The organism is Chryseobacterium sp. JJR-5R (assembly GCF_034047335.1).
Lineage (GTDB): Bacteria > Bacteroidota > Bacteroidia > Flavobacteriales > Weeksellaceae > Chryseobacterium.
Map to the genome: position 1 here is coordinate 2,513,624 of NZ_CP139137.1, position 15,806 is coordinate 2,529,429.

Below are 15,806 nucleotides of genomic sequence, written 5' to 3' on the forward strand. Positions count from 1 at the left end.
GTAAAAAGATTACTAAAAGGACATAGCACAGTACAAAACCATATCTGGTACTGCACCTAATAAAACTTGTTATTGTTACGCTCCGTTCTTGTAAAATATGTATGTTATACATAATCAGGCAGCTGCCGGGTATTAAAATATTTTCAGACTTTTAAAGGCGGAGGGCGGTTATTGTAAGGAATACAATAATTTAATATGATATAATATTGAATATAATTATAAAATTTTATACGGATTATATCTTTCTTTTTAGAACTTGTAAAGTAAATATGTGCAGCAACAGCTGCCTTACCGGTTGCTCCGGCCACCCGTGAGTTCAAACAGGCAACATATTGTAAAAAGTAAAATTCTCTTGACGGAATATAATAGAATGCTGTTTCCGGCAGTGACCCTGTATTTCTTGAAACATGTGAATCATTACTTTCATGAGATGCCTGTTGATTATGAATATATATATCTAAGCTTTTTTTCTCATGATTTTTGCCTGCATAAGCAGAAACCGGACACACCTGCCTATGGGTAATTAGTTTCTGATCTGAGACCACTATAGAATCCAGATAAATATAGACCTTTCCGGTTATATGAACAGACAGACTATCATAAGCGAAAGAATAGGAAGACCAAAGAATTGTAAAAAGCAAAAAAGCATGAGAAAGATTATTTTTTCCCATCCGGGAAAAATATTTTATTCTGCTTATTTCACGATTAAATGTCATTTTATTCTGGACTTAACAGTATAGAATTAGTTTCCCATAAATTCTTTATTGATTATTACTAATCAATAACAAATTATATATTACTTTGGATGATGCATGGAAAAATTGGCTGTATAATGATCAGAATATAGATCGTTATAAATTGTCTGACCATTACAAAGTACTGTTACATACCACGAAAGTATACTATTTGATATGTAAATAAAAGCATTTGATTTATAGCATTTTCTTACTTGTCAGAATATGAATTTAAATAATAAAATATTTCATAAACAGGCACTACAAAAAATGCGCAGGCATATTCCAGAACACTTAAAATAAGAGTTATAGATTTTATATCCCTTATAAAATTTGTTCAAAAGCGTAAATTGACAACAAAAATTCTTTTAAATTGATGCTATTCCAAAATGCGAGTTATCTTTACAAAAAATTTAAGGATGAAGCATTTTTACAAAAAAATATTCTATATTATTAACATATTGGTTATTAATATAGCATACTCAAATGATTTACTATATAATAAACTTTCTAATAAATCACCTGAAACATTTGTAAGAGACAGTGACAGATATCTCAGCGAAGCCAAATCACAAAGTGATAAGTTAAATATCTTGTATTATACAGCAAGATCATATTTCAAACTTAAAGAAAATGACAAATCAATTGAATATCTCGTTTATCTGGAGAACGAGTTAAAAACATATGGTAACTATGTTGAGTCTGCAAAAATTTATGGGGAACTCGCATATCTTTATACCTACTTAAACTATACATGGAAGTCAAAAGCAATGTTGGAAAAGAGTAATGATTGTATCATGAAATTATCCAGACGCCAAGATAAGTTTGAAGCAAAATCTTACTTTTATTTTTTTAAGGCTAAAATCTCATCAGTGAATGAGGATATTGAAAATTCAATATATTATTACAAATTATCCAATGACCAATATATACAGTTATCAAAAATTGAAATTAATGCAAACCCATTCTTAGGTCATGATATCGCAGTTAATCTGGGAGATGCTTACATGAGAAATAAGGATCTGAAATCTGCATTGTCTTACAATAAACTGGCTCTAAAGAGATATAATGGAAGTGACTATTCAGGCACAGCTCTTTTAAATATAGGATTAATATACTCTGCCACAAAAAAGACAGACAGTGCGCTGCTGTATTATAAAAAAAGCATATATCCGTTGCAGTCTGAAGATAACATAGAATATTTAAATGAATCGTTTGACAGTATCAAATCGATCTATACTGCAAAAAAAAATAAAGCAGAAGCCGACAAGTATTATGGCATGCAGTTGAAAATACTAAACAGACTTGAAGATATGGATGATGCTTCAATTCAGAAAAAAGGAAATTTTGAAACGATTTATCCGGAAAATTCAGGTAAATATTTTATACTTTTTTTTTCAGCATGTATGCTCATGTTGGTATTAATAATTCTGTATGTATATTTAGTTAAAAAGCAGAAAAAAACAGAGGAAAATAAAAATTTTGTACTTTCTGCAGAGAAAATTTTATTACCGGAGCCAGAGGAGCCAGATGTTGAAAATGTGGCCCATAATCAAATTGCTGCATTATTAGAGGAATATGAAGCTACCCATTTTTATCTTAGCCCTAATATTACACTTGCTAAAGTAGCAGTAGATCTTAATACCAATACCCGGAGTTTATCTGAGATCATCAATAAAAATAAACAAATGAATTTTAATTCTTATATCAATATATTAAGGATTGACTATATTGTTAAATTACTGAATGAAGAGGCAAAATACAGGAATTATAAAATTGCTTATCTTGCTACGGTCTGTGGATTTTCCTCTCACAGTACTTTTACTAAAATCTTTAAAAATATTAAAGGCATCTCACCCTCTGAATTTATAGATATTATAAAAGCAAATTCCGGAAGTGAATTTTCCCAAAACTTATAATAGTTAAATATGGTTTTATATTTATTTTATTTATGGGGCTACTGATCTGATACTATTACCATACATAGGAAATGTTCATTTTATTCCCATCCTGAATGTATCTTACTTCAGATCAAATCAAATGAAACTGATATGAGACGCGGGAAAACACTGCGGATACTCCAGTAGATCAATTCAGATTATCCGCTGCCATAATGAAGGTATTTTCTACGTCCATGCTTTAAGATTGGTTAAAAAAACCCATCCGGAAGCTACAACTCTCATTCTCACCGAGCCACATCACAAGAACTTCTTTCTTTCCTTCACAATTCAAGCCTGCTGCTAAATAGATGGTATTGTTCATGATTTTTTTGTGATGAAAATAAAAGTGCCATGATATTGCCACAATTGTTTCAATTACTTTTCAAAATCAATTTTCAGTTCTCTTCTGAGCTACTGCGGAAAGTGAGAGATTTTAACATCCGCTATTAAACCGCTAATATTCTGCATGTCAAAATTTTAACATTTTCGTGCGCCATAATAATGCCACTACAAAAAACATTAAAAGTTCAACTATCTATTTACAAATTAACTTAAAGAACGTTTTACTTTTGATATGCAAATACACGCAATTTCCATTTGCAAGACCATTACGTATTAAAATTTATATATCTACAAACCGGATCAAGATACCACTGCCCTACTTCTTCTATGATCTGGTTGTAAGACAAAAGGTAAAAATTCATTACGCTAACAGAAATTGGTTCTCCGGTTGCAGGTACATCAAAAAAGTTCCTTTAACCAATAAAAAAGATGTATTATTCTACATCTTTTTTTATTTTTCATATCAAACTGCCCATGAGTGAGTTGAACTAAAAAACTCCACATCTGAACCGTTACCTTCATTCTGAAGCTTATCTTCATAAAGCGAGTTTTCGTTTTCTTCGCTATCCTCTACTTTATTATCGTCCAACCATGAATCAATTGTCTCCAATTGCTGCTCTATTATGGACGTGATTTCTGGAACGGTCTCATCATCAAAATCTTCCAGGAACCACAACAATAAGAACTTAACCCTGAAAGCATTTACACCTTTCTGACCCGGGAAAACAATTGGAACCATGCACAGGCAAATCAGATCATCGTTTTGATCAATAAATTAAATACAGGTGCCAAGTTTAAAGGCGGAACTTTGACAGAAGCCAAAAGACACCTTGACAGGTGGAAAGGCACCAAGTAATAGTTATACTTAATTTCAGAAACGATAATAACATACAACTATAAAAAACTTACAGAAAACTTCTGTTACATTTCAGTTTAAAATAAAAAGATGAGTTAAATTTAACTCATCTTTAAAAATCTTTGTACTGTCAAATCATCTGAAAATAAATTTTTTCAATTTAAAATTGATAGAGTTACTCTTTAAATATTTGGCTGCCAGCCAGCCTTGTAATACTTTTTGGATCGTGGCAAGGAAGGATAATGGTAGGTTCATTTAGAGCAAATTTTTTAATTGCTCTGACAGTTGCCATAGCTTCATCTGGTTTAAAGGTAACTCCGTCCGTTTTTTCGTTTCGAATATTATCTTCATTGTAGGAAGCATCTCCAGCTATAAAATATGTGAGATCTTTATCCCTGACAACAACGGATAAATGTCCGGTACAATGTCCTGGTGTAGGAACCAGAAAAATGCTTCCATCTTTTGTTAGAGGATAAGATGCCGGAAAATCTCCGACAGGATTTTTGGTCTATTAATTCAGGTTTCAACCAGATTGGCATCCGTTGTGGAAGATAACCTGCCACTTTCCCTTTAAAGCTTCTTGCTTCCTTATAATTTTCGCGGCTTCCTATAATCCTTGTGTGCGGAAAATGATCTAGACCTCCTGCATGGTCGTGATGAAAATGTGTAATGATCACAGCTTCGATATCTGTGGCAATATTAATATCTAAAAGTTGAAGTTTATAACCAATCTCCTCTGTTGGAGCTACTCTTACAGATACCATCTTTGTAAAGAATGGATTCCATGTTGGGAGATAACCAGGTACTGAATTTCTGGCGTTGTCCCCTGTGTCCACTAAAAAATTTCCTTCGGGATGTTCTATTAAAAAAGTGAGAATCGGAAGTGGTTCAACAAAATGATCGTCTTTAAAAATATCAATTTTTCTGCCTATGGGAGATTGTCCAGTCTTACCTGTTACCTGAGCAGATTTGACGATTACTTTTCCTGTTTCTATAGCAGTAATTTTTATCATATTATTTACAAATTTTTATGATACAAATTTCCCAAAGTCTAGAGGAATTATTTTTGATTGAAATCAAAAAATGGATTTTTATTTTATTTTCGCACGAAGTCTGCTCAATGTTTCTTGTGTAATACCCAAGTAAGATGCAATATGCCCGGAAGATACTTCCCGGAAAATAGAAGGAAATTCGCTGATCAAACTATTGAATCGCTCTTGAGGTGTTAGAAATTTCAGGTTATATATTCTATCAGTAGCATTTTTAATGTATCCGATCATCAATTTTTGAGTGAATAATTGCAATGCCAAATCTTTAGCGGCTATCTCCTGCCAATTTTCATAAGCCAGAGTTACGATATTAGTAGAAGAAAGGGCTTCAATACCGAATTTGCAGATCTGATTATAGAAGATGCTATCCACCGGAAAACCTATTCCATTTTCACGCAAAAAATGGAGTGTAACATCTTTTTCTTTTACAACATAAAAAACCCTTGCTATTCCTTCTTCAAGAAAATAGATTTGTTTCGACCTATTTTCTACAGGAAGTATTAACTCTTTTTTCACGTATGTTTTCCTGCGAATGGCTTTTGTCAAATTGCTACACGTTGCCTGAGAAATTGAACTCTGCTGTTCTATGTACTTTATAAAATCCATTATCAGTTTAAGTCTAGATTATAAACCATAATATACCATTCCTAAATCTTATGACAAAAAAATATGAAATAACTTCGCTAGAAGAATTAAAAAAGGGCAACTTGCAGTTACCCTTTTGAAAATTATTTCTTATCCTTTGCTAAAACCCACTCATATGCCTCTACAGATCCTCTTTTTGGCAAAAATGTAAAACTTAGGATTTCTTCATTTCTTTTAATTTTTACCGTTATGTTCTTATCATAGCTCCCATAATATTCATAGAGGTAAAGAAATTCAACGATCTCGTCACCTTCTTTAATTCCAGCTCTTTCAGCATTTGAACCTTTTACCAGATCTGAAATGATCTGACCTTTCAATATTCCTTGCGATTTATTAAATCCGAGATCAAAGATACCTGTTTCTAAGCGTTTTGCAACAAAGTTTTTTCCAAAAGCTCCAGGGTAAGGCTTTATCAACTTACCAGCTTTCATTGCCTTCCAATCTTCTACAGCCCAGTTACCAGCTCTTTTCTTAAGCAGATCAACCCATGTTTTTTCTGTAACTTCTGTTGTACTTTTCATCTTTTCAAGTTCTAAAACTAAGGAAAGAACGGTCATTTTATTTCCTTTTGTCAAGGCTTTTAATTTTGCATCAAGATTAGCGAAATATAAAAAGCCGCGGTTGTAAGGTAGAGTCCAGGAATTTGCAGTAGAAAATTTAGTGTTGCTGTCTGTTTCATCCGGCTGCATTCTAATATCGTTTGTATAATATCCTGCTGCTTTCTGATTGATCAATTTCATATAAAATTCATCAGTGTAAAATTTACCTTCGTGAGGAAGAACTGTCGATAAATACTCTGCGATTCCTTCATTGAACCACTCATTACTTACGCTTGAAATGAAGATATGCAGCATTTCATGCGATATCACCGCCAGTAAACTGCCATTATCTTTCAATTGATCTGAAGGTGGAATGCAAAGAAGAAAAGAACCATATCCATCACCTTGTATTGCTGAACCACTTGGAAAATAAATTTCAGGATAAGAGCGATAAAAAAAACGAAAAGATACATCAGATGAGGCCTGAAACTGCTTTCTTAAATATTCATAAACTTCCTGAAATTTAGGCAGGGAGTTTCCAATCTTATCTTGGCTTAGTCCTAATCCGGCTACACTGAAACCTTTATCAGGCAGTGGGTTGGGAAACATGTTAAGAGGGCCAACGATAAATTGTGCATACAGTAGACTTTCATAGGAAAGCGAAGGAATTGAAGTTGTATTGCCTACTCCGAAACTTGACACGGCGGTATTACCTTCAGTTAAATCCCATTCCAATCTGACAAAAACATTATTTTCGAAAGGGGGTAAAAGTAATATACTGATAAAAGATCCGGTGAGTCCACTTCCACTTGCCTGCATATCGATGTATGAGCCACGATTTCGAAAAGGGCTTGCAGCTGTAATAGTGTACTCCACTGTTACTTTTCCAGTAACTGGTTTGACCGCTTGGTAAACAAGAACATTTTTTTCGGTATCTTTCTTATAGGGGTGTATATCTACGATCCCATTCTCATCTTTTACAATGAGATCAGAAACTTTATCATCTTTCCTGCCAAGGTTTTGCATCAGATCAAGATACAGATTGAGATGATGAGTGCGCAGATCATCCTCAAAAACCACATCATACGAAACATGCATGCTATTTGCTTTTCCAAAATTATCATATTGCGGCTTCAAATGCAGCACAAGGGTTTTGTCTGCGTTGTTTTTAGCACTTAGCATATTAAAAAAACAACTTAAAAAAGCAGTGATGATAATGAGATTATTAAACATAGATTTTATATTAATATTAGACATAAATTCTTCAATTACAGGGTTACATTGTTTTTGAATCAAAGATTTATTATAAGACAACTTGCAAAACAAAAGTATTACATATTATTTCAATTTAAATGGGTATTTCAGTGAATGTAGCCTAGCGATTCCGCATTTTAGGTGACCCTCTCTTTCGCTTCAAATTACACCCCTTTTTTCGCTGCAAAGTAGCCTACTTAAATCTTTTAGCTGTATTTTTTTATCGGATCATCTCTGGTAAAGTTTTCAATTCTAAGCCCTTTTTAGGCCTTATAAGAATTGATATAGTGTCGATGTAAGTTGATAACATGAAGTCCGAAATCGCCTATTCTGAGGCTTTATTTTCGTTTGGCTTTGCCTGGTGGAGGAAATGGAACCTTCAAAAGTCGCCAAAATAGATCTTAACAGGCTTTCAGGAAAGGAGAATGCTCTTTTTGAGCAGGGATGAATATGCTAGAAATGGATTGGTAAGTTTAAGGGAGATTTTTGCCAGGTCTGTAAACCATGCAGGGGCTACTTTACAGCGTAATTGAGGGTGTACATTTGCCGGAATTCGCATTAGCAAATACTATTATTAAATAATGCACCGTCTGCCGATGTGGCAAGATAGGCAGTTTCAATTCATAGACAGGTTGGAAAGATGATGTTTGGGGAAAATGGTCGTAATGCTTTTTATCAAAAAGCATCTGATCATAGTAAGGCGTCATAAACTTTTTAAAATAAGTAGGCTCAATTGTTGGTATCAGATTCATTCAGAATTATTTCAAGTGGTTCTTAAGGATTCATTTTATAAGAATAACAAAAGAAGACAAACCAACCAAGTCAAAGTGTAATACATTCGATCCATTTCTGAAGAAAATTCTATTTTTCAACCCATCGGTATCCATCTACAACCCCCTTTCTGGGATTATAGGTAAAGCTTAAGATCTTTTCATTTCTTTTGACCTTGACAGTCAGCATCTTGTCAAAGCTGCTAAAGTAAGGCTTCAGATAAATGAACTCAACGATCTCGTCACCTTCACGCAGTCCTGCCTTCTCAGCATTAGAATCCTTTTCCAGATTCGAAACGATCTGTCCTTTACTGATACTGACCGATTTGCCAAAGCCAAGATCAAAGATACCTGTTTTGATCTTTTCAACCATGACATCATTTCCAAACGCGCCTGGAATCGGCATGATCAGGTCACCATTTTTCATAGACTGCCAATCTTTCACTGCCCAATCTCCTGCCTCTTTTCTTATGAGCTCTACCCAGGTATTTTCGTTGATCTCCTGACTCTTTCCCAGCTTCTCAAGTTGCATTGCCAATGAAAGGACGGTGGTTTTTCTGTCTTTTCCCAATGTTCTTAATTTAGCATCTAAACTGGCAAAATAGAGGAACCCCCTGCTATAAGATAAAGTCCACGAGTTGGCGGTGGAAAACTTCAGGGGACCGACTGCCGAATCAGGAACTTTCCTGAGGTTATTGGTGTAATACTGTGCTGCCTTTTGATTGATAGACCTCAAATAAAATTCTTTAGAATAAAACTTCCCTTTGTACGGTAGAATGATGGATAGATAATCGGCAATTCCTTCTCTGAACCATTCCTCATCTAGTCCCGAAATAAAAATATGCATCATTTCATGGGCCACCAGTGAAAACAGATTATCATTGTCCTTTAGTTTTTCAGAGTAAGGTATACACAGCAGAAAAGAACCGTACCCCTCCCCTTGCACAGCCGTTCCCGACTGACTTAGCAATTCCGGATAGGATCTGTAGAAAAAGCGGAAGGCCACATCAGGAGATGCATGGAACTGGGAGTTTAAATATTCGTACATATTCTTAAATTTAGAAAATGAATCGCCTATGCGATCATCATCCAGTCCAAGTCCCGCAACACTGAAACCTTTTTCAGGCAAGGGAATTGGATACGTTTTAAGTTTACCAACAATAAACTGGGTGTACATAAGCTTGCCGTAAGAGAGTTTGACCGATGAAGTTGTATTACCAGTACCAAAACTTGACACGGCAGTATGTCCTTCAGGTATATCCCAGACTAATTTGACAAACATATCTTTTTCATAGGACGGTATCAGCAAAATACTCATCAGAGATCCGGTAAGCCCGCCTCCACTTGCCTGCATATCTATATTGGATCCTCCTTTACGTATAGGACTTGCGGCTGTGACAGTATACTCTACCGTGACCTTTCCATGCACCTCTCTCGCAGCATCGTATGCCATAACATTATATTCAGCGACTTTTTCCGGCTGATTGATCTTCACTATCCCGTCTTTATCCTTAACTACAAGATCATATATCTTGTCTGCATTTCTTCCATGATTTTCCAGCAGATCGAAATCCAGAGTCAAATTATGAGAAAGTTGGTCGTCCTCGAAAACAACTTCATAAAAAACATGAATGCTTGTGGCCTTGCCAGAGTTATCAAACATTGGCTTCAGATGAAATACAAGTATTTTATCGTCGGGAACGTGTGATCCGAATAGAGTAAGAAAACTACAAAAAAAGGCAATGATGAAGATGATTTTTCTAAACATAAATTCTTGAATTTAAAAAGTGAATGTTAATTTTTTTTCTGAGGTGTTATACTAATCTTGAATATCAGACCAATTGACAGATTCCTTTTGGTTTCTTTTTGTCTTGTTTTTGATCTCATTTTGCTTTTAGGACAAGCGATAGTTCAAAATCATTACATCTAAATAATTAAGAATTTCGTTTTATGATAGTTTAAAATATGGAATGCCAAAATATAATCTGAAAAAAATCGTGATTTTCAGATTAAAGCAGAACTAAGATTATATCGGGTATTTCGCTAAATCTAGCCTAGTGATTCCGCATTTTTGGTAACCTTCTCTTTCGCTTCAATATTTGCCGAAATATACAGCCTGTTTCAGTATTATATTCTTAACTAATGAACTTTCCGGTCGGTCCTTCCACTCCGATCATGGCATACTTTGCAATGTGGATTCCACCTTCCTGTACGGTTCCTTTACCTCTGTGACCGTTAAAATCAGTTGCCACAAATCTCGGACAAACTGTATTGACCCTGAAAGGCGTATCTCGAAGTTCATACGCCAGATTGATTGGTTAGTTTTCAGAATTCAGTTTTGATTTAAAAAAGTTGAATATTATAGTCTGAATGTTATCTTTTAAATTATTGCTGACTTTTGAAGTTCACATTGTGTCAATCTTATACAACTTTTGTAAAGCTATTATATTAGCATAAATTTTATCATTTTTTTAAGATTTTTATTTTAATAGCACAACTATTAAAATAAAACTTATCCGTTTGCTTTGATTAAAAAAACAAATCAAATTAAAAGTTTTTTAAATTTCTCTAATAATTTTAGCAGGGTTTCCACCTACAATAGTATTTGGAGGAACATCCTTAATCACCACTGAACCTGCAGCTACTATAGAATTGTCTCCGATTGTCACACCTCCAACTATAACTACATGACCTCCAATCCACACACTATTTCCTATATATTGGTGAAGCATGACCTGACTTATGCCTATCTATTGGATTTATATTATGGCCTGCCGTATAAAGTCCTACATTTGGTGCAAGCAGGCAATTGTCTCCTATTCGAACTACAGCCATATCTAAAACTGTGAAATTATATCCAGCATAAAAATTTTTACCCACATGAATATTATATCCTAAGTCACAATGGAAATTATGCTCAATATTAATGCCTTCATTCAATGAACCTAACAATTCAGTAAGTATTGAAATTTTTAAACTAGTATTATCATAATCAACTTGATTATATTTCTGAATTAACTTTCCTGCTTTCTTAAATTTTGTAGCCAAAGATGAATCATTTCTTTTATATTCTATTCTTTCGTCCATATAAATATTTTTTTTGAGATTATTTAATGACTAAATGATGATTATTTAGATGCTTATAAAAACTGCTGTATTTATAATTTTTTTCTTTTAAAATTCAAGTTGAGTTCAACGATTAGCATCGCACAGAAAATTAAGCTTCCACCTATAAAAATTTCTTTGTTAAAGGTTTCACCTAAAATAATTACTCCGGCAATTGTGGCGAAAATAGGTTCGAAAAGATATGTCATAGCCACTTTTTCCTCACTTAAATATCGCTGACCAATATTTTGTACGGTGTACATAAATGCAGTTGCGAATAGTCCTGCAAATAAAACTCCGTTCCAAAAATCAAAATTCTTAGGAATCCAGACTGACTGACTATCAAAAATGCCGAACATTCCGCTACCGATAGCACAAAACAGCATTAGAATGATGACACTGGGAATTGGATCAGCTTCTTTAGAGTATTTTCCGACTTGTAAAACGTAAAATGCAAAAGCAAATGCACACGCTACAATCCATAAATCTCCATAATTTAGAGAAAGACCGTCTTTGACAACGATTATATACAATCCGATTAATGCCAAAACACAGGCAAGCCAGATTTTATTAGCAACCTTCTTTTTATAAACTGCAAATTTGAGAATTGGAATTAATAATACATCCATACCTGTAATAAATGCCGAGTTTGAAACCGTAGTATATTTAAGTCCTATTGATTGTAAAAAATTTCCAACAAGAAGGGGAATTCCGATTAAAAATCCGATTTTCACAGTTTTCTTGGAGATTTTCTTCAGGTGATTAAAAAATACAGTGCTGAGTACTACAAATGCAATTAGAAATTTATAAAAGAGAAAAATATATGGGGAGCCAGAACCTATTCCAACTTTAACGAAAGTAAAAGAAATTCCCCAAAAACCGGTTCCTGAAATTAAAAGCAGTAAAAATAGATGTTTTTTTTGCATATCTAAATATTTTAAATGAGTTTTACATTCAAATATTAGAGTATGCATTCTGATGCAAAGAAACACTACTATTCCCAATTTCTTCTCTAACGATGGAATAACAGCTAAAGTTTAATTTCTTATCCATTACAAAGATATTTTTTTTCTATGTATTTACAAAATAGGGTGACCGTTCAGATGTGGAGTTTCTAAAGTATTCCATGTTTGAACCGTTACCTTATTTTAATTAAAACCATATATAAAATTAAATATCTGAGCCTCCTTGAGCTTGGGACACTTTTATATTATTGTTTCTGTCAAAATATAAAGCAACAAATTTTCAGATCACCTACCTAACTTAGATAAGATAAACATCTACTCTTCTTATTTTCATTCTTGGGAATTCCCCAGAAATAAATTCTTAATATCGCATCAGTATATCTGTCTTTTTCACCTTTATTGATACTCTTTCTCCCTAATCTTTTTATATGAGTTCTTAAATCAGGAAATTTTCTCTCAATATGATTATTTTCTCTTCTTTTAGTATTATGAAGACGTTTAGGTATTAATTAGGATAGATATTCAGTCGATCAGTATATATCTTAACCGGATTGGCAAAAAGCAATGTATCTGTAACACATTGTAGAGTCTTGGTAGTTCTTCTACCAAACTTATAATCAACTATTTTCTTGGTCTCTCGGCAATACGCTGCAACTACCCCAATATTCGTTACTTTTGTTCTTAGTGTAAGTTTTTAATTCATCAACTTCGATGGTAATTCCTTTAGGGATTGGAGGCTTAATTATGTTAGTCGATATGTTAAGGATTTTTTTGAGTATTGTCGTTTTGCTTATACTAAGCAATCTACCTACTCCACTGATACCAACACTCTCTGTTATCAGTTGCTGTATATTATGATTAGTACTTCTATGATAAGTATTATAGGAATAGTTGCCAATGAATTTCTTCTTACATCTTTTACATTGGTAACGTTGTTTATGTTGTGAAGCTTTTCCTGCCTTAATACAGTAACTGTAATTACAATGAAAACAGCTATTTCGAAGTTTATCCATAAGGGTTCACACGATTTACCAACTCCACATCTGAACCGTCAGGCATACGAAAGTTCATTTCAGAGCCGTTATTTTACGATTTTAGCCGACAAAAATAAAAAAAGATGTATTATCATACATCTTTTTTTATTTTTTCGCATTAAGTTATCCATCAGCGAGTTAAGTTAAAAACTCCACATCTGAACCGTTACCCTAACGTAAAACAAAAAACGCTGTAAACATTGACGTTTACAGCGTTTTAGCTTATTTTAGTTTCTCTACCAGCGGAGAGAGAGGGATTCGAACCCCCGGACCTGTTACAGTCAATAGTTTTCAAGACTATCGCAATCGACCACTCTGCCATCTCTCCAAAAACTCCGATGATATCGCCGTTTTCAGTGGTGCAAATATACAACTATTTTTAATACCGACAAATATATTTTAAAGGCTGCGGAAAATTATGCCTTGTATTTTAGCGGTTAAAAATATGTGTCCTTTACGGAAAACCGCAAAAATTCCTGTTGCAACATCGGTAATTTTAAAAAATAAAACAATTAACCAAAAAACAACAATCGTACTATGGGATGGAGTTATAGAAAAAGGATCCGGCTGATGTCCGGTGTTCACTTGAATATCAGCTGGAAAGGGGTCAATACCACCATTGGCAGGCGGGGTGCTAGTGTCAATTTCAGTTCAAGAGGCACGCGGATCAATAACAATTGGGTGAGCCTCTTTAAAAAGCTGTTCTAGCCGAAGGTTTCATAACAGAGGCCGCCGTCACGGTTTGTAAGGCGGCCCTGTAAGATTTTCTTCTAATTACCGGGGATTTCAATTTCCGATATGATCAGCCTGCCCTGTTCCAGTTGCTGACTGATACTGGAATCTTTCCTGAAGAAATCGGTTTCCCGGAAAAGGGTTTCATAATAAACGATTCCCTGCAGAAGGTTATCCTTAAAGGTCTTCCATTTCTTTATCTGCGCATTGGTAAGCATTCCTGAAAAGTCCTGTACTTCTTTTTTAAGGTGCTCCACATACATTTTCAGTTCATTGATAAACATATGGGGACGGTTATTATCCGGAAGGATATTTTTATTTCCGTAAATATGCTGTACCATTTCCGAAAGGGAAACTTCTTTATCAAAAAATGCCAAATTAGGCCCCGGACAGATCACCACGCCCTGTTTTTCTCCTTTAACAGGAAGGTTCTGTTCCATATAGGCGGCGTTGACCAATCCCACACAGAGACAGGCTTTTTCAGTAATAGCTTCCTTTCTTTTCTGGAATACCTCCTCGGTTATGCTTTCTTTCTCAGCATCCAGTTCCATGAATTTGATGTCCTGGTATTTTTTTGATGCGGTACATATGCCTTCCGGTGAATACTCCCTGCTTAAAGCCAGGAATTTTTTAGGGCATGAGCTTCCGTACCGGTTTCTTTTCTCCTTTTCATGCCTGATGATTTCATTGGATGTTCCTTTTACAGTATTGAAAGGCACACCCAAAGGCGAAAGGTTGCTGAGGTAAAAGTCCGCTTCTTTTGACTGCACAAGCAGCTCCCTCGTTTCACGGTCAACGGACGTGGCTTCCGGCACCAGCAGGAACGGAGATCCCCAGCCGATACTTTCAATATCATAAGTTTTCAAAAGGAAATCATGTTCTTCGGAAGTCCCCACGCCGCCCTGAACGGTTATTTTCATCTCCGGAGGTACAGAAACGGGATATTTCTGTTTCTGTTCCAAAGCTTTGGCCATCAGATCATAGGCAGACCGGATCAGCTCGTTTTTCTTCTGTTTGAATTCTTCCAGGATGGTCCCTAAAAGCAACCCTTCCGTAGCAAAAGCATGACCGCCGCAGTTCAGCCCGGATTCGATCCTGTATTCGGAAACCCAAAGCCCTTTTTTAGCCAGGAAATTCCCCTGGACTATTGCGGAACGAAAATCACTCACTTTCAGGATAATTTTTTTCTTCAGGATTCCGTTACTATCAGGGAAAAAATCAGCAAACTCTTCGAGGTAGCTATACAATCGGGGATTCATTCCTGCAGAAAGCACCACGGATGAAGACAGCCTGCTGTTGGCAAATCCGCGTAAGGAGGCATGGGCATCGTTGTAGATCACCGGCAGGGGCTCGCTGTTCTTAAAGTTATCTTTATCCACCTTCGTCATGATGTTGACATCGATATTTCCAGGCGAAAGATGCTTTTCAATAAAGTTTCTCACGGAGGCAACGGTAGGGTTCTGGTCAAGCATATTCTTCAGGCCGGCTTTCACCTCTGACGTATTGGGAAGCATATCCGTGAAATTCCTGAGTGCGGCTGCATTCCTGGAGATTTCTTCTTTAAACGCCTCGAATTTTTCATTCACAATATCATCTACCATGTCCAGATAGGCGGTAATCCTTTTGGCGCGGTAGTCATCAACCCTGTCGGAAATACTCAAATCTCCGAGATTGAACTTTTTACTGTAAAAGTTTTTCATTTTCTCTATAATCTCATCATCAATTATAGAAATTACGGAAGAGATTCCGTACTGTGCCACACGGATAGGGCTGTCTATCGTGTAAGCCAATCCCATAACGGGAATATGGAAATTGTGCAAAGGTTTTTTGATCATTTTTTA

The 15,806-nt window shown here is 35.1% G+C and carries 13 protein-coding genes, 1 tRNA gene and 1 pseudogene; 2 read left to right on the top strand and 13 right to left on the bottom strand.

Features of this window, described 5'->3' with window-relative positions:
- Positions 1 to 143: 143 nt before the first annotated feature.
- Complete coding sequence (locus SD427_RS11120; protein WP_320557866.1) at positions 144 to 671, bottom strand: hypothetical protein; 528 nt, start codon at positions 669 to 671, stop codon at positions 144 to 146.
- Positions 672 to 1,153: 482 nt separating this feature from the next.
- On the opposite strand from SD427_RS11120, the gene SD427_RS11125 reads away from it, so the two are divergent.
- On the top strand, positions 1,154 to 2,653 hold the full coding sequence (locus tag SD427_RS11125) for a helix-turn-helix domain-containing protein (RefSeq protein ID WP_320557867.1): 1,500 nt from the start codon (positions 1,154 to 1,156) through the stop codon (positions 2,651 to 2,653).
- Positions 2,654 to 2,873: 220 nt separating this feature from the next.
- Here SD427_RS11125 and SD427_RS19070 read toward each other — a convergent pair whose 3' ends face one another.
- The 11 genes and pseudogenes from SD427_RS19070 to SD427_RS11165 all read right to left on the bottom strand — a co-directional run bounded on the left by SD427_RS19070 (position 2,874) and on the right by SD427_RS11165 (position 13,561).
- Positions 2,874 to 2,996 carry a transposase gene (locus tag SD427_RS19070; RefSeq protein ID WP_414017689.1) on the bottom strand — a complete coding sequence of 41 codons (123 nt, stop codon included), beginning with the start codon at positions 2,994 to 2,996 and terminating at the stop codon, positions 2,874 to 2,876.
- A gap of 483 nt (positions 2,997 to 3,479) precedes the next feature.
- The gene (locus SD427_RS11130) at positions 3,480 to 3,755 is read right to left on the bottom strand and encodes a hypothetical protein (protein ID WP_320557868.1); all 276 of its coding nucleotides are present in this window, start codon (positions 3,753 to 3,755) and stop codon (positions 3,480 to 3,482) included.
- A 292-nt stretch (positions 3,756 to 4,047) separates the two neighbouring features.
- Positions 4,048 to 4,323 carry an MBL fold metallo-hydrolase gene (locus SD427_RS19075; protein ID WP_414017725.1) on the bottom strand — a complete coding sequence of 92 codons (276 nt, stop codon included), beginning with the start codon at positions 4,321 to 4,323 and terminating at the stop codon, positions 4,048 to 4,050.
- Positions 4,262 to 4,885 carry an MBL fold metallo-hydrolase gene (locus tag SD427_RS11135; RefSeq protein ID WP_320557869.1) on the bottom strand — a complete coding sequence of 208 codons (624 nt, stop codon included), beginning with the start codon at positions 4,883 to 4,885 and terminating at the stop codon, positions 4,262 to 4,264. The genes SD427_RS19075 and SD427_RS11135 overlap by 62 nt, the downstream gene beginning before the upstream one ends.
- Positions 4,886 to 4,963: 78 nt before the next feature.
- Positions 4,964 to 5,527, bottom strand: a complete 564-nt coding sequence (locus tag SD427_RS11140; RefSeq protein WP_320557870.1) for a Crp/Fnr family transcriptional regulator — start codon at positions 5,525 to 5,527, stop codon at positions 4,964 to 4,966.
- Positions 5,528 to 5,649: 122 nt separating this feature from the next.
- Positions 5,650 to 7,401 carry a hypothetical protein gene (locus tag SD427_RS11145; RefSeq protein WP_320557871.1) on the bottom strand — a complete coding sequence of 584 codons (1,752 nt, stop codon included), beginning with the start codon at positions 7,399 to 7,401 and terminating at the stop codon, positions 5,650 to 5,652.
- A gap of 819 nt (positions 7,402 to 8,220) precedes the next feature.
- On the bottom strand, positions 8,221 to 9,897 hold the full coding sequence (locus SD427_RS11150; protein ID WP_320557872.1) for a hypothetical protein: 1,677 nt from the start codon (positions 9,895 to 9,897) through the stop codon (positions 8,221 to 8,223).
- Between the two features lie 796 nt (positions 9,898 to 10,693).
- Positions 10,694 to 10,846: pseudogene (gene lacA / locus SD427_RS19080) on the bottom strand (galactoside O-acetyltransferase); the annotation flags it as partial.
- On the bottom strand, positions 10,836 to 11,216 hold the full coding sequence (locus SD427_RS11155; RefSeq protein ID WP_320557873.1) for a hypothetical protein: 381 nt from the start codon (positions 11,214 to 11,216) through the stop codon (positions 10,836 to 10,838). The gene SD427_RS11155 and the pseudogene lacA, both read right to left, overlap by 11 nt.
- Positions 11,217 to 11,287: 71 nt before the next feature.
- On the bottom strand, positions 11,288 to 12,160 hold the full coding sequence (locus tag SD427_RS11160) for a DMT family transporter (RefSeq protein ID WP_320557874.1): 873 nt from the start codon (positions 12,158 to 12,160) through the stop codon (positions 11,288 to 11,290).
- 1,316 nt (positions 12,161 to 13,476) lie between these two features.
- A tRNA-Ser gene (locus SD427_RS11165) sits at positions 13,477 to 13,561 on the bottom strand.
- 209 nt (positions 13,562 to 13,770) lie between these two features.
- Here SD427_RS11165 and SD427_RS11170 point away from each other — a divergent pair.
- Positions 13,771 to 13,941, top strand: a complete 171-nt coding sequence (locus SD427_RS11170; RefSeq protein WP_320557875.1) for a DUF4236 domain-containing protein — start codon at positions 13,771 to 13,773, stop codon at positions 13,939 to 13,941.
- Between the two features lie 62 nt (positions 13,942 to 14,003).
- On the opposite strand, the gene SD427_RS11175 is transcribed toward SD427_RS11170, so the two are convergent.
- The gene (locus tag SD427_RS11175; protein WP_320557876.1) at positions 14,004 to 15,800 is read right to left on the bottom strand and encodes a hypothetical protein; all 1,797 of its coding nucleotides are present in this window, start codon (positions 15,798 to 15,800) and stop codon (positions 14,004 to 14,006) included.
- Positions 15,801 to 15,806: the final 6 nt, after the last annotated feature.